Source organism: Serratia sp. CY55921 (assembly GCF_052167655.1).
Lineage (GTDB): Bacteria > Pseudomonadota > Gammaproteobacteria > Enterobacterales > Enterobacteriaceae > Serratia > Serratia ureilytica.
This window is the reverse complement of sequence record NZ_JBJNMU010000001.1, coordinates 187829-210556: the sequence shown is the minus strand read 5'-3', so window position 1 is coordinate 210556 and position 22728 is coordinate 187829. Positions and strand designations below refer to the sequence as shown.

20 protein-coding genes are annotated in these 22728 nt (G+C 62.0%); 2 read left to right on the top strand and 18 right to left on the bottom strand.

Annotation, left to right across the window (positions count from 1 at the left end; genetic code table 11):
• Window positions 1-39: 39 nt before the first annotated feature.
• From menE to idnO, 8 genes are all read right to left on the bottom strand, one after another.
• Window positions 40-1425 carry an o-succinylbenzoate--CoA ligase gene (gene menE / locus ACJ8M3_RS01070; RefSeq protein WP_089197259.1) on the bottom strand — a complete coding sequence of 462 codons (1386 nt, stop codon included), beginning with the start codon at window positions 1423-1425 and terminating at the stop codon, window positions 40-42.
• The gene (gene menC, locus ACJ8M3_RS01065; protein ID WP_033643847.1) at window positions 1413-2396 is read right to left on the bottom strand and encodes an o-succinylbenzoate synthase; all 984 of its coding nucleotides are present in this window, start codon (window positions 2394-2396) and stop codon (window positions 1413-1415) included. Before menC ends, menE begins: the two co-directional genes overlap by 13 nt.
• The gene (gene menB, locus ACJ8M3_RS01060; RefSeq protein ID WP_089197260.1) at window positions 2396-3253 is read right to left on the bottom strand and encodes a 1,4-dihydroxy-2-naphthoyl-CoA synthase; all 858 of its coding nucleotides are present in this window, start codon (window positions 3251-3253) and stop codon (window positions 2396-2398) included. Before menB ends, menC begins: the two co-directional genes overlap by 1 nt.
• Before the next feature lie 11 nt (window positions 3254-3264).
• Window positions 3265-4035, bottom strand: a complete 771-nt coding sequence (gene menH / locus ACJ8M3_RS01055) for a 2-succinyl-6-hydroxy-2,4-cyclohexadiene-1-carboxylate synthase (protein ID WP_089197261.1) — start codon at window positions 4033-4035, stop codon at window positions 3265-3267.
• Window positions 4032-5708, bottom strand: coding sequence for a 2-succinyl-5-enolpyruvyl-6-hydroxy-3-cyclohexene-1-carboxylic-acid synthase (gene menD / locus ACJ8M3_RS01050; RefSeq protein WP_089197262.1), 1677 nt, complete (start codon window positions 5706-5708; stop codon window positions 4032-4034). The genes menH and menD overlap by 4 nt, the downstream gene beginning before the upstream one ends.
• Before the next feature lie 380 nt (window positions 5709-6088).
• On the bottom strand, window positions 6089-6400 hold the full coding sequence (gene elaB, locus ACJ8M3_RS01045; RefSeq protein WP_033643850.1) for a stress response protein ElaB: 312 nt from the start codon (window positions 6398-6400) through the stop codon (window positions 6089-6091).
• Between the two features lie 81 nt (window positions 6401-6481).
• Window positions 6482-7513 carry an L-idonate 5-dehydrogenase gene (idnD, locus tag ACJ8M3_RS01040; RefSeq protein ID WP_033643851.1) on the bottom strand — a complete coding sequence of 344 codons (1032 nt, stop codon included), beginning with the start codon at window positions 7511-7513 and terminating at the stop codon, window positions 6482-6484.
• 23 nt (window positions 7514-7536) lie between these two features.
• Window positions 7537-8301 (bottom strand): gluconate 5-dehydrogenase, encoded by a 765-nt coding sequence (idnO, locus tag ACJ8M3_RS01035; protein ID WP_033643852.1) that lies wholly within the window; start codon window positions 8299-8301, stop codon window positions 7537-7539.
• A 268-nt stretch (window positions 8302-8569) separates the two neighbouring features.
• Between idnO and ACJ8M3_RS01030 the strand changes: the two genes are divergently transcribed.
• Window positions 8570-9553, top strand: coding sequence for a LacI family DNA-binding transcriptional regulator (locus ACJ8M3_RS01030; protein WP_089197264.1), 984 nt, complete (start codon window positions 8570-8572; stop codon window positions 9551-9553).
• Here the strand turns inward: ACJ8M3_RS01030 and ACJ8M3_RS01025 are convergent.
• Both ACJ8M3_RS01025 and ACJ8M3_RS01020 read right to left on the bottom strand, forming a co-directional pair.
• A complete protein-coding gene (locus ACJ8M3_RS01025; RefSeq protein WP_033643854.1) occupies window positions 9533-10042 on the bottom strand; it encodes a DUF1097 domain-containing protein in 510 nt (169 codons plus the stop codon). The two genes, ACJ8M3_RS01030 and ACJ8M3_RS01025, sit on opposite strands and share 21 nt — an antisense overlap.
• 130 nt (window positions 10043-10172) lie before the next feature.
• Complete coding sequence (locus tag ACJ8M3_RS01020; RefSeq protein WP_060660434.1) at window positions 10173-11408, bottom strand: MFS transporter; 1236 nt, start codon at window positions 11406-11408, stop codon at window positions 10173-10175.
• 288 nt (window positions 11409-11696) lie between these two features.
• On the opposite strand from ACJ8M3_RS01020, the gene ACJ8M3_RS01015 reads away from it, so the two are divergent.
• Entirely contained in the window at window positions 11697-12572 is an 876-nt protein-coding gene (locus ACJ8M3_RS01015; RefSeq protein ID WP_047574272.1) for a LysR family transcriptional regulator, read from the top strand.
• A gap of 59 nt (window positions 12573-12631) precedes the next feature.
• Here ACJ8M3_RS01015 and nuoN read toward each other — a convergent pair whose 3' ends face one another.
• The 8 genes from nuoN to nuoG all read right to left on the bottom strand — a co-directional run bounded on the left by nuoN (window position 12632) and on the right by nuoG (window position 22704).
• Window positions 12632-14089, bottom strand: coding sequence for an NADH-quinone oxidoreductase subunit NuoN (gene nuoN / locus ACJ8M3_RS01010; protein WP_033635324.1), 1458 nt, complete (start codon window positions 14087-14089; stop codon window positions 12632-12634).
• Between the two features lie 6 nt (window positions 14090-14095).
• Complete coding sequence (nuoM, locus tag ACJ8M3_RS01005; protein WP_033643857.1) at window positions 14096-15625, bottom strand: NADH-quinone oxidoreductase subunit M; 1530 nt, start codon at window positions 15623-15625, stop codon at window positions 14096-14098.
• A 95-nt stretch (window positions 15626-15720) separates the two neighbouring features.
• Window positions 15721-17568: an NADH-quinone oxidoreductase subunit L gene (gene nuoL, locus ACJ8M3_RS01000; RefSeq protein ID WP_004936005.1), complete on the bottom strand. Its 1848-nt coding sequence runs from the start codon at window positions 17566-17568 to the stop codon at window positions 15721-15723.
• The gene (nuoK, locus tag ACJ8M3_RS00995) at window positions 17565-17867 is read right to left on the bottom strand and encodes an NADH-quinone oxidoreductase subunit NuoK (RefSeq protein ID WP_004936014.1); all 303 of its coding nucleotides are present in this window, start codon (window positions 17865-17867) and stop codon (window positions 17565-17567) included. Before nuoK ends, nuoL begins: the two co-directional genes overlap by 4 nt.
• On the bottom strand, window positions 17864-18421 hold the full coding sequence (gene nuoJ, locus ACJ8M3_RS00990) for an NADH-quinone oxidoreductase subunit J (protein WP_019453717.1): 558 nt from the start codon (window positions 18419-18421) through the stop codon (window positions 17864-17866). The genes nuoK and nuoJ overlap by 4 nt, the downstream gene beginning before the upstream one ends.
• Before the next feature lie 13 nt (window positions 18422-18434).
• On the bottom strand, window positions 18435-18977 hold the full coding sequence (nuoI, locus tag ACJ8M3_RS00985; protein ID WP_025160170.1) for an NADH-quinone oxidoreductase subunit NuoI: 543 nt from the start codon (window positions 18975-18977) through the stop codon (window positions 18435-18437).
• 14 nt (window positions 18978-18991) lie between these two features.
• The gene (gene nuoH, locus ACJ8M3_RS00980; protein ID WP_033643858.1) at window positions 18992-19969 is read right to left on the bottom strand and encodes an NADH-quinone oxidoreductase subunit NuoH; all 978 of its coding nucleotides are present in this window, start codon (window positions 19967-19969) and stop codon (window positions 18992-18994) included.
• A complete protein-coding gene (nuoG, locus tag ACJ8M3_RS00975; protein ID WP_080376483.1) occupies window positions 19966-22704 on the bottom strand; it encodes an NADH-quinone oxidoreductase subunit NuoG in 2739 nt (912 codons plus the stop codon). Before nuoG ends, nuoH begins: the two co-directional genes overlap by 4 nt.
• Window positions 22705-22728: the final 24 nt, after the last annotated feature.

Here is a 22728-nt window from a genome sequence, read left to right as displayed (position 1 = left end):
CGTCATCCTTCGCTCAGCCGCCCTTTCGGGCGGCTTTTTTTATGCCTGACGCAGGCGCTCCGCCACCCACGCCTGCAACCGGCGGCGCGAAATCTTGATGCCGCCGTTTTTCAGCTCGTCAGGCAGCGGAAGCAATGCCGTCGGGCGTTGGAAATTGGCGAGCTTATCCTGCGACCAGGCGAGCAGCGTCGCCAGCGACAGCGACGGATCCCCGTCGATCACCGCCACCGGCCGCTGACCGAATTCGGCGTCCGCCACCGGCACGACAAACGCCTGTGTGATCTGCGGATGCGCCGCCAGCACGCGTTCGATATCTTCCGGCTGCACCCCTTCGCCGCCGCTGAAAAACAGGTTGTCCAGCCGGCCGAGAATTCGCAGTTCCCCCTCGATCATCGCGCCGCGATCGCGGGTCGGGAACCAGCCCTGCTCATCGGCCAACGGCTGCAGATGCCCATGGCGCCAGTAGCCGAGCGCCAGGCTGTCGGCGCGGATCCAGACCTCTTCATCCACCAGTTTTACCTCGCGGCCGCCGAGCGGCAGGCCGACGCCCGCCCGCGCATCGGCGCGCTTGGCGCACACCGTGGAGGCCAGTTCGGTCAGCCCGTAGCCGCACCAACAACGGATCCCCGCCGCCTCCGCCCGCTCGGTCAGCTCCACCGGGATCATCGCGCCGCCGAGCAGCACCGCCTTCAGCGTCATGCCCGCCAGCGGTTGCGCCAGCAACCGCCACAGCTGGGTCGGCACCAACGAGGCATGCGTGCATCCCGCCAACGCCTCGTTCAGCGGGTGCATCTCGCGCACCGCCAACCGGGCGCCCGCCGCCAGCCAGCGCCAGACAATGCCCTGTCCGGAGACGTGAAACAGCGGCAATGACAGCAGCCAGCAATCCTCGCGCTGAAACGCCATCAGCTCCAACACCCCGGCGGCGCTGGCCAGATGGTTGGCATAGCTGTGCGCGGCCGCTTTCGGCATGCCGCTGGAACCGGAGGTCAACGTCAGCGTCGCCAGACGCTGCGCATCCCACGTCGGCAGATCTGGCCAACGCGGCTCGGTCGACGGCGGGGTCAATCGAATCACGTCTTCCGGCAACGCCGGCAACGAGTCCGGGCCGAAGACAAAGGTCATACCCAATTCCGGCAACAGCTGCGCCAGCAGCGGCGTCGGCAAGGCGGGATTGAGCGGCAACAGGCGTGCGCCGCACTGCAACAGCGCCAGATAGGCCAGCAGCAGTGGATAGCTGTTTTTACCGCACAGCGCCACGCCGCAGCCCGGTTCAACGCCCTGATGCTGGAAATCCGCCGCCAGCTCATCCACCTGGCTCTGCAACGCCAGCCAGCTCAGCGGTTGTTCGCCGAGCATCAGCGCCGTCGCCTGCGGCTGAGTGCGCGCCCAGTGTCGCCACGGCCAATCGTTCAACGGCGCCATAGGCACTCCAGCGCCGAGACATCCAGCAGCGGCAACGCGCTGCCCGGCCACGGGCGCAGCACCTGCGCCTGCATCAACCCCAGCGTGTCCAGGCCCGGCACGGTATCCGGCGTCAGCCAATGGGCGATGCGCGCCAGCTGGGTCAACCCCAGGCTGGATTCGAGGCTGGAGCTGATCACCGCCGTCAGGCCCGCCGCGTGCGCCTGCGCCACCAGCGTCTGGCAACGCGCCAGGCTGCCGACCAGCGTCGGCTTGATCACGATGGCCGCCACGCCCGGCTCGGCCTGCACCACAAAGTCCGCCTCCCGCACGCTCTCATCCCAGGCGATGGCGATACCGGTCGCCCGGGCGAAGTCGCGCGATTCATCACGGGTCTTGCAGGGCTCTTCCAGGAAGGCGATGCGATCGCGCCACGCCGGGTTAACGTACCTGGCGAAGCCGTCGGCCTTGGCGCGGGTCCAGCTGCGGTTGGCGTCCAGCCGCAGCCGCAGATCCGGCAGTGCCTCCAGCAACACGTTGACGATCATGCCGTCCCGCACCGCCTCATACAGCCCCACCTTCACCTTGGCGACTTTCTCGCCCGGCAAAGCGCTCAATGTCTCGAACAGCTCATCCGGATCGCCGGTGCACAGCGGCGCCTTGCGAAAATCCGCCTGCATCGGCAAACGCTGCTCCAGCTCGGCCTGCGCACAGCTGAGCCCAAAGGCCACCGAGGGCAGCGCGCTGTGCTCCGGTTCGTTGCCCGCCAACCACGCCTGCAGCCAGCCCAACGCGGCCTGTTCGGCCTGCGCCGGCGTTTCCCGGCTGAATTCCGGCAGCGGCGCGATCTCGCCCCAACCTTCACGCTCGCCCTGACACAGCTGCACCACCCATCCGTCACGCGTTTTCAACCGTTGATTGCGCAGCACCACGCCCGCCTCCATCGGCAGGCTGTAACGGTATAGCGCCGCGCTGCGGTTTGCCCCGCTCATTACGGGTTACGCTTGAATTTGCTGAAGTCCGGTTGGCGCTTCTCGTTGAACGCGTTGCGCCCTTCCTGCCCTTCGTCGGTCATGTAGAACAGCATGGTGGCGTTGCCCGCCAGCTCCTGCAAACCGGCCTGGCCGTCGCAGTCGGCATTCAGCGCCGCCTTCAGGCAGCGCAGCGCCATCGGGCTGTTCTGCAGCATTTCGCGGCACCAGCGCACCGTCTCTTTTTCCAGATCGGCCAGCGGCACGACGGTATTGACCAGGCCCATGTCCAGCGCGGCGGCGGCGTCGTACTGGCGGCACAGGAACCAGATTTCGCGCGCCTTCTTCTGGCCGACGATGCGCGCCATGTAAGACGCGCCCCAGCCGCCGTCGAACGAGCCCACTTTCGGGCCGGTCTGGCCGAAGATGGCGTTATCCGCCGCGATGGTCAGATCGCACATCATGTGCAGCACGTGGCCGCCGCCGATCGAATAGCCGGCCACCATCGCCACCACAGGCTTCGGGCAGGTGCGGATCTGGCGCTGGAAGTCCAGCACGTTGAGGTGATGTACGCCGCTGTCGTCGCGATAGCCGCCGTAGTCGCCGCGCACTTTCTGATCGCCGCCGGAGCAGAAGGCCTTATCGCCGGCGCCGGTCAGAATAATGACGCCGATGCCGTCGTCGTAACGGGCGTTGGCCAGCGCGTCGATCATCTCTTTGACCGTTTGCGGACGAAACGCGTTGCGCACCTGCGGCCGGTTGATGGTGATTTTGGCGATGCCGTCGGCGGACTTGTGATACAGAATGTCTTCGAAATCGCCGGTGCAATCCTGCCAGGCGATAGCGGCATACAGGTATTCTTCATTCGGATAAAGCATGTTCGGTTCCTTTAACCAGGGTTAACGAGAAAGGTCTGCAGCTCGGCGACGAAATCCTGCGGATTGGCCAGATGCGCGTTGTGGCCGGCCTGCGGCACGATGCGCAACGGCAACCCGGCGTCGCGCGCCAGCCGTTGAAATTTGGGGTCGTTCTCACCGCACAGCACCCGCAGCGGCACGGTCAGTTGGCGCAGCTGCGACGCCAGATAAGGCTGTCTCCCGAGCGAGGTGGCTTCGAGCATGTCGGCAATCGCCGGGCCGCTGTTGACCGAACGCGCGGCGATCAGCGCCTGGCGGTGCACATGGCTAAGCTCTTTGAACACCGGCTGCTGATACCAGTCCGCCAGGACTTCGGCAATCGGCTCACTGCGAAAACGCGCCGCCCATCGCGCATCCTGCTCGCAACGATCGCGGCGCTGTTGTTCGTCCTCAAGCCCCGGGTTGCCGCCCTCGACGATCACGCCTTGCAGGCCGTCATGGCGGCCGTGGCAAGCGTGATACATGGCGATGCGCCCGCCGAGCGAGTAGCCCACCAACCAATAACGTTCAATATTGCGCAGTTGCAGGGTCGCGGCGATTTGCGCGCTGATGTCGTCGAAGCCGCGGCAGCTCACCGCCACGGAATCGCCGTGGCCGGGCAGATCGATGGCCAGCGACGGCCATTCCGGGCAACGCGCGGCGATCACCCGCCATTCATTGTTGTTGCCCAGCAGGCCGTGCAGCCATACCAGCCACGGACGCCCCGCTTCGCCCTGTTGCAAAATTCGCGTCGCCAGCATCATTGCACCGCCATCTGTTGTACCAGGAATTGCAGACTCTCGGCCCCTGCGCTCGGCGACACCTGCAGTTCTATCAGCGTGGCGCCGCCGCGCCGCCAGCCTTGCTCAACCGCCTGTTGCAGTTGGCGCCAGTTTTCCGGCCGCGCGTAGCCAAGCTGGAACATCGCCGCCGCGTGGCTGAACTCGACGTTCTGCGGCATGCAGTAAAAGCGTTGGCGCTCCTCGTCCGGCGTCGGCAACAGCGAGAAAATTTGGCCGCCGTTGTTATTGACGACGATCAGCACCGTCGGCGCCGAACAGTGGCGCAACAACGCCAGCGCATTGAGGTCATACAACGCGGAAAGGTCGCCCACCACCGCCAATATCGGCCTGGCGGTGGCGCGCTGTACGCCGGCGGCGGTGGAAATCAGACCGTCGATGCCGCTGGCGCCGCGGTTGCTGAATACCGGGTAAGCGACAGGCAGCGTGGTTAACGCGTCGATCAGTCGCACCACCAGGCTGTTGCCGAGAAACAGCTGGCCGTTCTCCGGCAGCAGTTCCGGCAGGCGGTGCGCCAGCTGCGCTTCGCCAAAGTTATCGTGCAGATGCGTGGACGCCGCCGTCAGCGCCTTATCCGCCAAGGCCGCCAGCCCGGCGGCCCACGGCGCGCGCGGTTGCGCCGGATGCTGCGCCAACCACTGCGCCACCCCGGCACGCAGACGCCGCCCCCGGTGCTGGGCCGGATCGAGCCGCCCCGGCAGCTCGTCGATGACCCAATACTCTTCCGGCCGACACTGCGCCTGCCACTGCAGCAAGCGTTTACCGGTCAGACTGCCGCCGAACTGCACCACCAGCTGCGCGTCTTGCAACACGCGCTGCGCCTGCGGATGAGCGAGCCATAAATCGGCGCAGGGCAGCGGTTGCCCGGTCTGCGACAGCACATCGCCGATCAGCGGCCAGCCCAGCGTCTCGGCCCAGTCGGCCACCTGTGCGCCCTCTTCCGCGCTCATGCGCCCAGCCAGCACCACGCCGCGTTTTTGCCGCCAGAAGAACCAGTCCGGCTGCGGCGACGGCGCCGCACGCGTCTCGCTTTCCTGCAGCCAAGGCCGATCGCTCTGCCACCAGTCGCCCAGCGCGGCGGACCAATCGGCATACTGACGTTCATCGCCGCCGTACAGCGGTTCGGCGAACGGGCAGTTAATATGCAACGCGCCGTGCTGCAGGCGCGCCATCGCGCTGTCGACGCTGGAGGCCAGCCACGCGGCCGGAATATCCGGCGTAGGACGCGGCAGATCGATCGCCAACGTCGGGTGGCTGCTGTAGAGGCCGTTTTGACGGATCGCCTGATTGGCGCCGCAGTCGATCAGTTCCGGCGGCCGATCGGCGGTGAGAAACACCAGCCGCTCACCGGTCAGGCCGGCCTCGATTAAAGCCGGGTAAAGGTTCGCCGCCGCGGTGCCGGACGTGACAATCACCGCTACCGGCTCACGCGCCGCCTTCGCCAGCCCAAGCGCCAAATGGCCAAGCCCGCGTTCATCAAAGTGGGTATGACAGATAAAAGATCGGTTGGCCGCAGCGGCCAGCGTCAACGGCGTGGAGCGCGATCCCGGAGCGATACAAACATGCCGCACCCCATGGCGGGCCAGCGCCTCGAGCAGCACAGCCGCCCACCGGCGATTAAAAACACTTGTCGACATAGTTCGCTCACAAGTCAGTTAGCAGAGATCGTCCCCGGCGCAGCCGACGGACGCCGCGCCTGTAGTTACGCTCTGTATTATATGAGGTGTTATTTTCACGGCTTTTGCGCCAGCGCAAAAACGCCGTATATCCCTGGGTGTTTACACCAGATAATTATTTGATTTAGAACAAAAAATAAACAATAAATACACAAACACTTTACACCTGCGGCGACATGGTCTCAATCCGTCCGCACAAAAAACAGGGGAATAGCGCCCCGCCTGCGGCGGCTAGCGGAAAGTATAGGCGGGATATGGAAGAACTATCGGAGAAACAGCGGGATGAAGCACACAGTCTGCAGAAAAGAACGAGGCGGCTTGCGCCGCCCCTGGGGCGTGATTTATTTGCGGGCCAGCAGCAGCCCCAGCACCAGCCCGACGGTGGCGCCGATGCCCACGCTGTGCCAGGGTTTATCCCGCACATAGTCGTCGGTGCGGTGCACCGCTTCTTTGGCGCGGGCATAGTAGGATTCGCCGGTGTTCACCCAGCGCGCCTTGACCTCACTCAGCGCCTGCTCGGCGTGCGACTTGATGTCGATGTAGGCCTGATCCGCGCGATCGCCGCTGTATTGCAACACTTCTTCCAGCGTTTCGGTCAGCATTCTCAGATCGTCATCCAGCGTAGTTTGCTCAGCATCCGTATGTCTTGCCATCGTGAGATCTCCGTGGTTGAAAAATTAAGCGTTCCTACACTATAGACAACGATCGTCACCTGCGGCCATCGGACTTTTACCCTAAAACACTAATTGCACCTTGGCGGCCTGGCGCTTGTCACCGGCAAACTCCAGCGCCTGCGCCAGTTGGTCCCCGGCGAACTCCGCCGACAGCAGCGGCAGCGGATCGACCACATCGCCGGCCAGCCAGGCCACCGCCAGCGCGAATTCCTCCACGAAGCGGAAGGAGCCGAGCAGATTCAACTCCTTGGCGATCAACAGCATCAGCGGAAAATCAGGGAAGCTGCCGCCCATCCCGACCTGCACGACGGTGCCCTTGGCGCGCGTGACTTCCAGGCAGCGCTGCAGCGACGTCGGATGCCCTGCTGCCTCGAAAGCAATGTCGAAATAGCCTTTGTGTTGCTGATATACGCTGAAATCGTCGTCTGCGGCATGCAGACAGCGGTCCGCCCCCATCTGGCCGGCGAGCGCCAGACAGCGCGGGCTGAGATCGGCGCAGACGATCTCGGCGGCGCCCAGCGCTTTCAGCGCCGCCACCAGCAAACAACCGATCGGGCCGACGCCGGACACGAAAACCGTTTTACCCTTCACCGCGCCGGGCTGTTTTGCCGCGTGGATCGCCACCGCCAGCGGTTCGGCGAATACCATCACCCTGTCGTCGCGATCGGCGGCGTAAGGAATGCACTGCGCGCTATCCACCACCTTGTATTGGGTGAAAGCGCCGTCGACGTGCGGGAAATACATCGCGCTGCCGAAAAAGCGCATCTCGACGCACTGATTGCTTTGCTGCGCCAGACAATATTTGCACTGCCCGCAGGGTTTGCTGGGATTGAGCGCCACCTTCTGCCCGATCGCCAGCTGCGGCGAATCGCTGGCGACCACCTCGCCGATCGCCTCGTGGCCCAGCACCATCGGCTGGCGTACCTGAAAATTGCCGACCTTCCCTTCCTGAAAGTAATGCAGATCCGAGCCGCAGATGCCGCCGCGGCGGATTTTCACCAGCGTGCCCTGCCCCTGATAATTCACTTCTTGCGCGATCACCGCCACGTCTCGTTTGCCGTTAACCATGCAGGACTGGGTTTGAATTTTCATCTCAACACTCCACGAAAGAGGGATTACACCGCGGCGGACATGCCGCCATCGACAAACAGCAGCTGCCCGTTGACGAAGCTGGAAGCGTCGGCGGCCAGGAACACCGCCGCGCCGATCAGCTCCTGCGGATCCCCCCAACGCGCGGCGGGCGTGCGCTGGGTTAGCCAGGCGGTAAAGGCCGGGTCGTCGGCCAACGCCTGTGTCATCTCGGTTTTGAAATAGCCGGGGGCAATGCCGTTGACCTGAATGTTGTAACGCGCCAACTCCACGCACATGCCGCGCGTCAGCATTTTCACCGCCCCTTTGGACGCCGCGTAAGGGGTGATGGTGTCCCGCCCCAGCTCGCTTTGCATCGAGCCGATATTGACTATCTTGCCGCGCCGGCGCGGCACCATGTAACGGGCCACGGTCTGCGACACGATGAAGACCGCCTTCTGGTTGACAGCGATGATGTCGTCCCAGTCTTGCTCCGGGAACTCGGTGAAGGGATGACGGCGCTGGATGCCGGCGTTGTTGATCAACACGTCTATCGCGCCGATGTCCGTTTCGATACGGCCGATGGCGGCATGCACCGCCTGAGAGTCGGTGACGTCGAACGCCGCCGCGTCGGCGCGCAGCCCCTCTTCGCGCAGGCGATCGGCGGCGTGCCGGGCATGTTCTTCGGTGGTGGCATTGACCAGAATATGCGCGCCTTGCTGCGCCAGGCCACGCGCCAGCAGAAAACCGATGCCGCGCGAGGCGCCGGTGATCAAGACGGTTTTGTTATCCAGAGAAAACAGGTTGTTCATGGTAATTCCCGGCCTTCAGGCCTCCAATCGGACAGGCCTCTATCTCAGCCGATTGTTACCGGTAAAAACGTGATGGAAATCACTGAAAATAATGTTACGAAACCCTGTTACCCTTAACGTGAACTCACGCAGACAGCAAGAGAACAAAGCCAATCTATCCAATTGAAAAATAGCCACTTTCAATAAAATCGCATGCGTTGTTATCACCAAGTCGATTTGTTAACATACCGCTATCCATCCTTGCCGCGCCGCCCGTTAAGGCTACCGAATGAAACACCCCCGCGTAACGCTACAGGACATCGCGCAATTGGCCGGCGTGACCAAAATGACCGTCAGCCGTTTTCTGCGCACGCCGGACAAAGTGGCGGCCGACACCGCTGAACGCATTGCGCAGGTCATGCGGGAGCTGAACATCACTGACGCCGATACCGCACAGGCCGGCAGAAAACCGCGCATCGGCGTGTTGATCCCCTCTTTCAATAACCAGATTTTCGCCGATCTGCTGGCCGGCATCGAATCCGTCACCCAGGCGCGGGGTTATCAAACGCTGGTGGTGAACTACGATTACAGCCCGCAGCGGGAAGAAGAGCAGATTGCACAACTGCTGGCTTATCCAATCGCCGGGCTAATCCTCACCGATTCGGCGCACACCTTGCGCGCTGAGACCTATCTCGCCGCCGCGAAAATTCCCATCGCGCAGGTGATGGATCTCGACGCGCCGCCGGGGCGGATCGCGGTGGGATTTGACAATGAACAGGCGGGGTATGACATGACCGCCGCGCTGCAGGCCAGCGGCAAACGCCATATCGTTTACTTTGGCGCCATGTCCGACGCCCGCGACATTAAACGTTACCAGGGTTACTGCCGCGCCATGGCGGCTCAGGGGCAAACGCCGCGCCAGATCACGCCGCATCGGGTCTCATCGGTTTCGATCGGCGCCGACATGCTGGCGATGGCGCGCGAACGCTACCCGCAGTTGGACGGTATCCTGTGCACCAACGACGATTTGGCGGTAGGCGTGTTGCAGGCCTGCCTGCGTCTCGGCGTGCGCGTGCCGCAGGAGGTTGCGCTATCGGGATTTCACGGTCTGGATATCGGCCAGGCGACCACGCCGGGCATCGCCAGCGTGATCACGCCGCGCTTTGAGATGGGTAAGGCCGCCAGTGAACTGTTGCTGCAGCGGATCGCGGGCGAGCCCTGCGCCGAGCGTCTCGACCTGCACTACCGCCTCTCACTCGGCGGCACCGTTTGAGCCGGCATGCCGGCTGACCGGCTGTGCGGCGCGGGCTTTTTCGCTGCGCGCCGCCCACCACAGCCCGCTGTTTTTCATCGCATAGCCGAATAGCAGGCCCACCAGCAAAGAGAGCGTCACCAGCGGCCAGTCGCCGCCGCCGGCGAAGGTCGCACAGGCGCCGATAAAGGTGCCGGGCACGAACCCCAGCCATTGCTGTTTGGCCTGTATGCACATCAAGAACGCCACGGCGCCGGTCAGCAGATACCCCAGCAAATTCCATTGCGGCGCCAGTTCGCTGCCGTGGATGATGACCATTGCCCAGAAAACGCCGCTGCAGCAGGTCAACGCGCCGATCAACAGCCCTTTCAGGCCGCCCTGCGGGCAGGCGAAATAGGCCGTGCAGCCGAGAAAACCGGCCCAACCGATCAGGCCCAGACTGACGGCAACCCATCCCCAAACGCCGGACAGGATCCCGGTGGTGACGGCAATGGCGAAAAGAACGTTCATAAAGTGACCTGCAGCAAAAAGAAAGCGCGCAGTTTACCCGAAAACAGGCCAATTTATGCGATACAAATCACATCATAAATGTAATTAAAGAACCATTAATTATAAAAAATAGATATTCATCACAAAATAATTAACAAGGGAACCCCACCCGGGACGTTTTCCATGCCAGTAACAGGCACACTGCGCTGCTGCTCAAGAACAGCAAATGGGTCGCCTGCTGCAGATCGACGCGATCGACCACCACGCCCAGCAAGATCGGCACCCAGTTGGCGATATAAGCGATAACGTAAAACAGAGAAAGCAAACGCGCATGGCTGGTCGGCGGCGAAATCAAGTTCACCAGGGTCGCGCTGCCGACGAAAATGGCGCCGTAGGCATAGCCGGCCACCACCAGCCCCACCGCCGCCAGCCCCAGAGAATGCCACTGGATCGCCATGGCGAACACCACTGCCGCCAGCACCTGCGCCAGGCAACCGAACAACAGCGAATGACGGGCGTTAACGCGGCGGCTCAGGATCTGGCTGATGCCGGCGATCAGCAGATACACCGCAATCGCATAGCCAAAGACGCCACGCTGGTGCATGCCTAACAGCGTTTCCGCCACGCCGGGGCCGATTGCCAAAATACTGGCGGCCAGCGCCCAACAGACAAACAGCGCGCCGGCGCACACAAAGAATTTACCGCCGGTAGCGCGCAGGCCATCGAGCAGCGTGCTTTTTTCCTGTTCGGCCGGCGCAGCGCGGGCCGGCGACGCAACCTGGCCACGCGGCCACAGCAGCATGACGCCCAACGCCGCCATGGCGGCAATGGCCATGATGAAAACGAACGGCAGCGTCGTGGGATGAAAACCGGTCTGCAAAGCGATGCCGCTGAAGATCGGCCCCAGCGCTAATCCGGTGGTGAATGACAGCGTTGCGATTAACGCCGCGCTTTTACCGCCGTCGCGCGGCCCAAACCGCACCAACGCGATGTTCGCCGCGCCGGTCAGCGCCCCGGTGCCTACCCCGGCCAGCAGCCGCGCCATCAGCATCATGGCAAAGGTATCAGCCAGCGCGAACAGCAGCGCGCCGCTCAACACCACCAGCAACGCCGGCACGATCATGCTGCGTAAATCCTTTACTTTGCCGGCCAGATTGCCGACGCCGAACAAAGAGATCAGCACGCCGGCGGCATAGGCGCCGTAGATGACGGTCAGACTGACCGAGCTTAGCGCAAGCTGCTGCTGATACAGCGGATAAAGCGGCGTCGGCGCGCTGCTGTTCAGCAATGCCGACATCAAAGCCAGCGCCAGGAACAGTAAAATGGCCGTGCGCGACGCCTGTGCGTTTGCTGGCGCCGCGTCCTGGATGGCGGTATTTTCTGACATGCTTCCACTCCCAAAGTCGGCAGGCGGCGGCCTGCCATCGTCGTCTTTCCTCACCCGGTCTGCCGGGAACGGCGCTTATCATAGCGTTACGGCGACGGGCGAAGTATCGTCAAGAATGAATCACCCTGATGCATTCTTGCATCACCGGAGAAATAACCGCCGATGTGCGTGCCGTTGACCGTCTTTCTCTCCCTCCAGACGGAACAACGCTTTATGATAGATACCGGTATCGTTCGCCCGGCCCGCACTGCTCCCCTGGCGCCGACAAATCTGCAGAGAGGAAATGGCATGATGAATTGGGATGACGCGCGCTTCTTTCTGGCCGTCGCACGCTGCGGCACGTTACGTAAAGCCGCCAACCAGCTGCAGGTTGATCAAGCGACCGTCGGCCGACGTCTCACCGCCCTGGAAAACTCGCTGGGTTCGAAATTGTTTATCCGCACGCCAAAATCCTTCTCCCTCAGCCCGCTGGGCGAATCCATGCTGGCGGACATGATGAAGATGGAAAATGCCGTGCAGGCGATCGCTCGCAAAGCCGCCGGCGGCGACGAAAGTCTGTGCGGCAACGTGCGCATCGCCACCACCGATACCCTGGCCGAAGCCTTCGTGATACCGGCGCTGCAAGATCTGCGGCAACGCTATCCGGCCATCACCGTCACGCTGTTGACGGCGCTGAACATCACCGATATCGCTTACCACAGCGCGGATCTGGCGATCCGCGGCGCGCGCCCCGATGACGATGAGCTGATCATCAAACGCTTAGCCACTATCGAAATGGGCCTGTACGCCAGCCCGCACTATCTGGCGCAACGCGGCATGCCGGTCAAAGGCGAGCAGCTGCGCGGCCACGATCTGCTGATGTTCCCGCGCGAACTGGTGCCGCGCCACTGGAGCAATTTCGGCGGCGAGACCCTGTTCGAGCCCAACGCCGTGCTGCAATGCAATTCGCAGCTGTTGTTACGTTCGGCCACCCGCAGCGGGCTGGGCATCGGGCTGCTCTTGTCGTGCCTGGCCGACCACGACCCGGAACTGGTGCGCCTCTTTCCCGAGAGCAAAGACTGGGTGGATATCTGGCTGGTGCTGCACCCCGATTTGCAACGCGCCGCTCGCGTGCGCGCGGTGGTGCAGGCGCTGGAAACGTCGTTTAGCGCCCATTACGACTGAGTGCCGTTTCTCCATAAAAAAAGGCCGCCGAAGCGACCTTTTTACCGTCTGAAGCGTTATCAGAACGTCGGCTGAGCCATCTGCACCAGCGAAATCAGCGGCTGAGGATAAACCCCCAACAGCAGCACCAGCGCGGCTGAGATCAGCACCACGACGCCACCGGCGGTCAACGCCCAGTTGTTCGGGGTGTCGCGCTGCAGCGATTCCGGCGCGCTGAGGAACAGACTGACGGTCACGCGCAGGTAGTAATACAGGCCGATGGCGCTGCCTACCACGACTGCGCCGGTCAGCCACCACAGGTGCGCGCTGACGCCCATCGCGATCACGAAGAACTTACCGATAAAGCCCAGCGTCATCGGGATACCGGCCAGCGACAGCATCATCACCGTCATTACCGCGGACAAGATTGGCTTGTGCCAGAACAGACCACGGTAAGAGAACAGCGAATCCGCATCCGGGCCGCGGTATGGGCTGGACATCAGGCTGACCACGCCGAAGGCGCCCAGGCTGCTGAACAGGTAACCGGCCAGATAAACGCCGGCGGTTTCCAGCGACAGCTGATGGGTTTGCACCGCAATCAGCGCCACCAGCAGGTAGCCCAGATGAGCGATCGACGAGTAGCCCAGCAGACGCTTGATGTTGGTCTGGCTGATGGCCATCAGGTTACCGAACAAGATGGAGCAGAACGCGATGATCGACAACACCATGCGCAGCGCTTCGTTGTCGGCGGCCGGGGCATACAGGAACAGACGCATCACGACCGCAAAGATCGCGATCTTGCTGGCGGTCGCCAGGAAGGTCGAGACCGGCGCAGGCGCGCCCTGATAAACGTCCGGCGTCCACAGTTGGAACGGCACCAGCGACAGCTTGAAGCCCAGACCGACGATCATCATGCCCATGCCGGCCAGGATCAGCGGCTGGTGCATCATGTTTTCCTGCAGGCTCTTGCCGAGGCCGGCCAGCGACAGATCGCCGGATTCGGCGTACAGCAGCGCCATGCCGAACAGCAGGAACGACGACGCGGCGGCGGACAGCAGCATGTACTTGATGGCGGCTTCCAGCGGGCGCTTCTGGCGGTAGGCGTAGCCCACCAGGCCGAACAGCGGCAGCGAGATCAGCTCGATACCGATGAACAGCGAAGCCAGATGGTTGGCGCTCGCCAGCAGGATGCCGCCCATGGCGGCGATCAGCACCAGCAGGTAGAACTCTTCGCGGTTATCCGGATAGCCGACCAGCCACGGATACGCGAAGGTGCAGGTCGCCAGACTCGCCAGCAGCACCAGCCCGGTGTAGAACATCGAGTAGCCGTCAACCCGCAGCAGCGGGGTGACGTCCATTGGGCCTGCCTGGCCGACAAAGTACAGCGAAAGCAGCGCCAGGTTGAGACCGATCACGGTCAGGGTGGCGTTGATAAAGTGGTCGCGTCGCCACGCAATGCCTAGCATCACAACCACCACCGTCAATCCGACGATCAACAGCGGCAGCAGTGCGATCAGTTGTTGAGGAGTTATTGTCATGGCGAATTACGGCCTTGTTGTTGAAATTGCTGAAACTGACGAACCAAACCAGTGTTGCACGTTGCTCATCGCCGCGTTGGAAGTATCCAGAATCGGCTGCGGGTAAACCCCCAGCAGAACCAGCAACACCACCAGCAGCAGAATGATGAACAGTTCGCGCGCGGTCATGCCCTGCAGCGGCTGGTCGGATTTAGGCGCACCGTAGTAAGCACGCTGCATCATGATCAGCGAGTAAACCGAAGCGAACACCAGACCGAAGGTGGAGATCACGGTGATCACCGGCACCACCTGGTAGCTGCCGAACAGAATCATGAATTCGCCGACGAAGTTACCGGTACCCGGCATCCCCAGCGTAGCCACGGCGAAGAACAGCGACAGCGCCGGGATGAACTTGATGCGCCCCCACAGGCCGCCCATCTGACGCATGTCGCGCGTATGCAGACGTTCATACAGCTGGCCGCAGATGATAAACATGCCGGCGGCGGACAGGCCGTGCGCGATCATCTGGATAACCGCGCCCTGGTAAGCCAGCTGGCTGCCGGTGTAGATGGCGATCAGCACGAAGCCCATGTGCGATACCGAGGTGTAAGCGATAAGGCGCTTAATGTCGGTCTGCGCGAACGCCATCCAGGCGCCGTAGAAGATGCCGATCACGCCCAGCCACATGGCGATTGGCGCGAACTCGTGCGAAGCCTCAGGGAACAGCGGCAGGCTGAAACGCAGCAGGCCGTAGGCCGCGGTTTTCAGCAAGATGCCCGCCAGGTCGACGGAACCTGCGGTTGGCGCCTGGCTGTGCGCATCCGGCAACCAGCCGTGCAGCGGCACCACCGGCATTTTCACCGCGAAGGCGATGAAGAAGCCCAGCATCAGCATATATTGCACGTTGTGGGACATCGGCGTTTGCAGCAGGTCTTCGTAATCGAAGGTCCACACGCCGGTGGCGTTATAGTGCACGAACACCAGGCCCAGGATCGCAATCAGCATCACCAGACCGCTGGCCTGGGTGTAGATGAAGAACTTGGTCGCCGCGGTGATGCGGGTTTTACCGTCCGACGCCTTGTGACCCCACAGCGCGATCAGGAAGTACATCGGCACCAACATCATTTCCCAGAAGAAGAAGAACAGGAACATGTCGATGGCGAGGAACACGCCGATAACGCCGCCCAGGATCCACAGCAGGTTGAGGTGGAAGAAGCCCTGATACTTCTGGATTTCACGCCAGGAACAGAGGATCGCCAGCACGCCCAGCAGACCGGTCAACACCACCATCAGCAGCGACAGACCGTCCAGCGCCAGGTGGATGGAGATGCCGAAGCGCGGGATCCACGGTAGCAGGAATTCGCTCTGCCACTGCGGAATGCCTTTCGGCGTGGTCAATGTATAGCCGCCCTGCATCCACAGCTGCAGAGAGAGCGCCAACGTCAGCCCCATTGCGATCAGCGCTATCCAGCGCGGCACCTTAGTACCGAAGCGCTCAAGCTGCCAGCACAGCAGACCGCCGATAAAGGGGATAAGAATTAGCCAAGGTAATAGCATGGCGTTTTGTGTCCCTTATACGAATAATTTCAAACTTTGTACGTAGCGCCTGCCCGGCGCTACGCCCGAAAAATGCGTCTGTTTAAATTATTCAATTAAACCAAAATCAACAGAGCCAATACGACCACTGCACCCACACCCATAGACGCTATATACCAACGCACCTGACCGTTCTCGCTCACCGTCAGACCGCGGTTCCCCCAGCGGGAGAAGACGGCCGGCAGATTCATCAGCGAGTTCAGCGGATCGCGTTGCAGCAGCTTCGCAATGCCCAGGTACGGCTTGACGAACACTTTGTCATACAGCCAGTCGAAGCCCCAGGCATGGAACCACCAGGTCGAGAAGAAACGACCCGGCGCGCTGTTGGCGATGCTGTTGACCAGGCTGCGTTTGCCCAGCCACAGCGCGGCCGCCAGCAGAATGCCGACGATAGCCACCACGCCGGAGGTGATTTCAAGCCGCAGCACGCTGCCGTGCGCCAGCTCGGTGGTCTCCGGCAGCACGCCCTGCAACGGCGGCACGATCATCGCGCCGACGAAGGTGGACAGCACCAGCAGAACCAGCAGTGGCAAGTGGTGAGTGATGCCTTTACCGGCATGCGCTTTGATTTTCTCTTCGCCATGGAACACGATGAAAATCATACGGAAGGTGTACAGCGAGGTCATGAACGCACCGACCAGGCCGGCAACCATCAGGTTGATGTGGCCGTTGGCCATCGCGCCCGCCAGGATCTCGTCCTTACTGAAGAAGCCGGCCGTGACCAGCGGCAACGCAGACAGCGCCGCGCCACCCACCAGGAAGCAGACGTACACCAGCGGGATGCTCTTGCGCAGACCGCCCATCTTGAAGATGTTTTGCTCGTGGTGGCAAGCCAGGATCACCGAACCGGATGACAGGAACAGCAGCGCCTTGAAGAACGCGTGGGTCATCAGGTGGAAGATCGCCGCGTCCCATGCCTGCACGCCCAGCGCCAGGAACATGTAACCGATCTGGCTCATGGTGGAGTAAGCGAGCACGCGCTTGATGTCGGTCTGCACCAGCGCGGCGAAGCCGGCCAGCAGCAGAGTGACCGCACCGACGATGCCCACCAGGTGCAGCACTTCCGGCGCCATCAGGAACAGGCCGTGCGTGCGGGCGATCAGATAGACGCCCGCGGTCACCATGGTCGCCGCGTGGATCAGTGCGGAAACCGGGGTTGGGCCCGCCATCGCGTCCGCCAACCAGGTTTGCAACGGCAGCTGCGCCGATTTACCGACCGCGCCGCCCAGCAGCATCAGGGTCGCCCAGGTGATGGCCGTGTCGCCCACCGCCAGTTTCTGCGGCGCCAGGATCATCAGCTCGCGGATGTTCAGCGTGCCCAGCTCGTTGTAGAGGATGAACAGCGCGAACGCCAGGAACACGTCGCCCACGCGGGTCACGATAAAGGCTTTCATCGCCGCCGCCCCGTTGGCCGGATCTTTGTAGTAGAAACCGATCAACAGGTAGCTGCACAGGCCCACGCCTTCCCAACCCAGGTACATCAGCAGCAGGTTGTCCGCCAGCACCAATACCACCATGCTGGCGATAAACAGGTTGGTGTAAGCGAAGAAGCGCGAATAGCCCTCTTCACCGCGCATGTACCAGGAAGCGAACATGTGGATGAAGAAGCCGACGCCGGTGACCACCGACAGCATGGTCAGCGACAGGCCGTCCAGCACCAGGGTCACGCCGATATTGAAGTTGCCGACGGCCATCCAGGTCCACAGGCTTTGCTCGAACAGCTGCACGCCAGCGGCTTTCTGGGCGAAGAAATCCATCGCCACATACACCGTGACCAGCGCAGCCAGGCCGATAGAACCCACGCCGACGGTGGCCGCCGTGTTTTCAGACCAACGACCGCGGGAAAATGCCAACAGCAGGAACCCGATCAGCGGTAGCAGAATTGTTAAATATAATAGGTTCATCCGCGCATCTCACTGACAGTATCAATATTCAGGGTATGACGACGACGGTAGAGCTGCAGCAGCAGCGCCAGGCCGATACTGGCCTCGGCTGCCGCCAGGCTGATCGCCAGGATGTACATCACCTGTCCGTCCGCCTGGCCCCAGTAGCTTCCCGCCACGATAAACGCCAACGCCGCAGCGTTGATCATCACTTCCAGGCTGATCAGCATAAACAGCAGGTTGCGGCGCACCAGCAGCCCGGTCAGCCCGAGCACAAACAGGATAGCCGCCAGGATCAGGCCATGTTGAAGAGGGATCATGCTTGCTCCTCCGATTTTCTTCTCGCCATTTCGCCACTCGCCGGCGCGTTGCTCAGCACCTCGCCAGGCTTATGCTCGCGGCCGATATGGAAGGCGACAACCAGACCCGCCAACAGCAGCATTGAAGCCAGCTCAACCGCCAGTACGTAAGGCCCGAACAGGCTGATGCCCACCGCCTTCGCGTCGACCATCTCACCGCTGATACCCTGATCGGATACGCTGCGGATCGCGACGATCAATACCACCAGCAGCGCCAGCGACAGCAGGCCAGGCCCGATCCACACCGTCGGCTTCATCCAGTCGCGCTCTTGCTGCTGCACGTTGCCGAGGTTCAGCATCATCACCACGAACACGAACAGCACCATGATGGCGCCCGCATAAACGATGATTTCCAACGCGGCGGCAAAGTAGGCGCCGAGAGAGAAGAAGACTGCCGAGATCGCCAATAACGAGACGATCAGATACAGCAGCGCATGCACAGGGTTGGTATGGGTGATCACGCGAATCGTCGCGGCCACCGCAATCAAACCTGCCAGATAAAATGCAATTTCCATGCTTGCTGGCTCCTTAGGGCAACAGACCTTTGACGTCGATCGGTTTGGCTTCGTTTTCGGCTTCGCCTTTGGCTTTGCCGTCAATCGCCATACCGGCCATCCGGTAGAAGTTATATTCCGGATATTTACCCGGCCCCGAGATCAACAGATCTTCTTTTTCGTACACCAGATCCTGACGCTTGTACTCACCCAATTCGAAATCCGGCGTCAGCTGGATAGCGGTAGTCGGGCAAGCCTCTTCGCACAGGCCACAGAAAATGCAGCGCGAGAAGTTGATGCGGAAGAACTCCGGATACCAACGGCCGTCTTTCTGTTCCGCTTTTTGCAGCGAGATACAGCCGACCGGGCAGGCAACCGCACACAGGTTACAGGCGACGCAGCGCTCTTCGCCGTCCGGATCGCGCGTCAGCACGATGCGGCCGCGGTAGCGCGGCGGCAGGTAAACCGGTTCTTCCGGGTACATCTGGGTTTCACGCTTGGCGAAGGCATGCATGCCAATCATCCAAATGCTGCGCACCTGGGTGCCGAAACCAACCACTAACTCTTTCAATGTCATGGTTTATTCACCCCTTATTGAGCGTTGTACAAAATGACCGCGGCGGTTGCCAGCAGGTTCAGCAGCGTCAGCGGCAGGCACACTTTCCAGCCGAAAGACATCACCTGGTCATAACGCGGACGCGGCAGCGCGGCGCGGATCAGGATGAACATCATCATGAAGAAGGCCGTTTTCAACGCGAACCAGATGAATGGCGGCAGGAACGGACCCTGCCAGCCGCCGAAGAACAACGTCACAATCAGGGCGGACACGGTGACGATACCGATGTATTCCCCCACGAAGAACAGACCGAACTTCATGCCGGAATATTCGATGTGGTAACCGTCAGCCAGTTCCTGCTCGGCTTCCGGCTGGTCAAACGGGTGACGGTGACACACCGCCACGCCGGCGATCGCGAAGGTCACGAAGCCGAAGAACTGCGGAATGACGTTCCAGACGTGCGCCTGGGATTCAACGATAGCCTGCATGTTGAACGAACCCGCCTGCATCACCACGCCCATCAGCGACAGGCCGATGAACACTTCGTAGCTCAGGGTTTGCGCAGAAGCGCGCATCGCGCCCAACAGCGAGTATTTGTTGTTGCTCGACCAGCCGGCGAACAGCACGGCGTACACTGCCAGGCCGGCCATCATCAGGAAGAACAGAATACCGATGTTGAGATCGGACACCGCCCAGGTCGGGCTGACCGGTACGATAGCAAATGCCAGCAACAGGGAAGTAAAGGCGATCATCGGCGCCAGGGTGAAGATCACCCGGTCGGAGAATCTCGGCACCCAGTCTTCCTTGAAGAACATTTTGATCATGTCGGCGACCAGCTGCAGCGAGCCGCCCCAGCCTACGCGGTTCGGTCCGTAACGGTTCTGGAACAGGCCGAGCAGGCGGCGTTCGCCGAAGCTCATGAACGCCCCGCACGCCACGACCACCAACAGGATCACGACCGCTTTAAGAACGGCGATCAGAATGTCGATCACCTCAGGGGTAAACCAGCTCATCGTGCCGCCTCCCGCAGATTGTCTACCTTAGCACCCACCAAGATCGGCGGGATCCCTGGCAAGCCGAGCGGCAAACCAACCTGGCCCTGGGTCAGGGTTTCACTCAGACGCACCGGCAGACGCAAGGTCTGGCCCGCACAGCTGAACTCCACCAGGCTGCCCGCGTTGACGCCAAGCGTCGCCGCGTCGGCCGGGTTGACCATCACGTAGGCTTCCGGCATGCGCTGCTGGATCACGTGAGAGCGCTGCGACATTTCATCGCTGCCGAACAGGTGGTAGTAAGGCGCGACACGCCAGCCGTCGTTCGGATTGAAGGCGGCTGGCACGCGGTCGAAGTAACCGAGGCTGCCCTCCCCCGCTTCGATCAGGCGCACGCCCGGATCGCCGTGGCGCAGTTTGCCGCCCACTTCGGCCTGGAACTTGTTCCATGCCTGCGGTGAGTTCCAGCCTGGCGCCCAGGCGAACGGGATCTGCTGACGATCGGCCAGCGGGCTGTTGTTCCCTTCCATCGAGAAGGCGAACATGGTGTCTTTATCCTGCGGCTGACGCGGCTCGTGCACGCTGATGTTGGCGCGCATGGCGGTACGGCCGCTGGAACGGTGCGGCGAACGCGCCAGCTTCTGACCGCGAATGCGGAAAGTCGCGTCCGGCGCGGCATCGACGATGCCCTGCAGCTGCGGCAACGCGGCGACGCAAGCGGCGATCACGTCATCGAGCTGAGTCCAGTCCACATGGCGGCTGGTGTAGGTGGAGTGCAGCGAGTGCATCCAGCGCCAGCTTTCCAGCATCACGGTGAACTGATTCTTCTTGGCGTCGTCGTAGTAAGCCGGATCGTATACCTGGAAGAAGCGCTGCGCGCGGCCTTCCTGGTTGATCAGCGTACCGTCGCTCTCGGCAAAGCTGGCCGAGGAGAGGATCAGGTTGGCTTTGTCCATGATCGCGGTGCGCTGGTGATCGGCGACGATCAGGTTGCTGACCTTGGCCAACGCTGCGTCCACCTGCGCCGCCGGCGCATGGCGATAGAGATCGTTTTCCATCACGATGGCGGTATCGGCTGCGCCGCTCGCCAGCTGTTCCAGCGCCTGATCGAGCGAACCACCGCCGATCATCGCCAGGCCCATGCTGTTGGCGGCGCCCGCCACGAAGGTGATGCCGACGTCGGAACCGCGGCCCTTCAACGCTTTGGCGATGTTGGCCGCCGCTTCGATGATGGCTTCGCTGCCGGCGTTGCTGCCGGTAATGATCAGCGGTTTGCGTGCGCCGGTCAGCGCCTGCACGATGATGTCGACTTTCTTGTTCAGGCCATCGGCCAGATCGTTCACCGCCGGCGCTGCGCTATCCAGCGCGTGCGCGATGGCGAAGCCGAAGCGTGCCTGCTCGTCTACCGGCGCGCGGTAGTTCCAGGCGGCGATGTCGTCCAGGCGGGTGTTGTCGACGTTGGTGGTGAACAGCGGGTACTTGGCGTGCTGGCCGATGTTCTGCACCGCCGCGATCTGCCAGTCGGCAACGCGCTGCGCCGCCGCCATCGCGCGGGCTTTACCCTTGACGGCCTGACGCACGGACAGCGCGATGCGCGCGCCGGTTTGCGTCAGGTCTTCGCCCAGCACCAGCACCGCGTCGTAATCTTCGATCTCACGCAGCGCCGGCGTATGAACGCCGCCGTTCTTCAGCACGTTCAGCATCAGCGCCAGGCGTGATTGCTCCGCCTGAGCGATACCGGTGTAGTAGTTCTCGGCGCCGACCAGCTCGCGCAGTGCGAAGTTGCTTTCCAGGCTGGCGCGCGGGGAGCCGATGCCGATGGTTTTCTTCGCCTGACGCAGGATGTCCGCCGCGCCCTGCATCGCCTGCTCGGCGTTCAGGGTTATCCAGTCGTCGCCGCGCAGCTGCTGCGGTTGACGCGGACGATCTTTCTGGTTGACGTAGCCGTAACCGAAACGGCCGCGGTCGCACAGGAAGTAGTGGTTCACGCTGCCGTTGTAACGGTTTTCGATACGGCGCAGCTCGCCATAGCGCTCGCCCGGGCTGGTGTTACAGCCGATGCTGCACTGCTGGCAAATGCTCGGCGCGAACTGCATGTCCCATTTACGGTTGTAGCGTTCGGAGTGCGTTTTGTCGGTGAAGACGCCGGTCGGGCACACTTCCACCAGGTTGCCGGAGAACTCGCTTTCCAGCGTGCCGCTTTCCGGGCGACCGAAGTAGACGTTGTCGTGCGCGCCGTACACGCCGAAGTCGGTGCCGTCCGCATAGTCTTTGTAGTAACGCACGCAGCGATAGCAGGCGATGCAGCGGTTCATCTCGTGCGAGATAAACGGCCCCAGCTCCTGGTTGTTGTGGGTGCGCTTGGTGAAGCGGTAGCGACGGAAGCTGTGGCCGGTCATTACCGTCATATCCTGCAGGTGACAGTTACCGCCTTCCTCACAGACCGGGCAATCGTGCGGGTGGTTGGTCATCAACCACTCGACCACGCTTTCACGGAACTGCTTCGCTTCGCCGTCATCGATGGAGATGAAGGTGCCATCGGATGCCGGGGTCATACAGGACATCACCAAACGGCCGCGCGTATCTTCCGCGTTTTGGTATTGCTTTACCGCACATTGGCGGCAAGCGCCGACGCTTCCCAGCGCCGGATGCCAGCAAAAGTAAGGAATATCAAGGCCGAGGGAGAGACAAGCCTGCAGCAGGTTGTCCGCTCCGTCTACCTCATACTCTTTGCCGTCTACATGAATCGTAGCCATAGTCAGCATGCTTCCAAGTGGCCT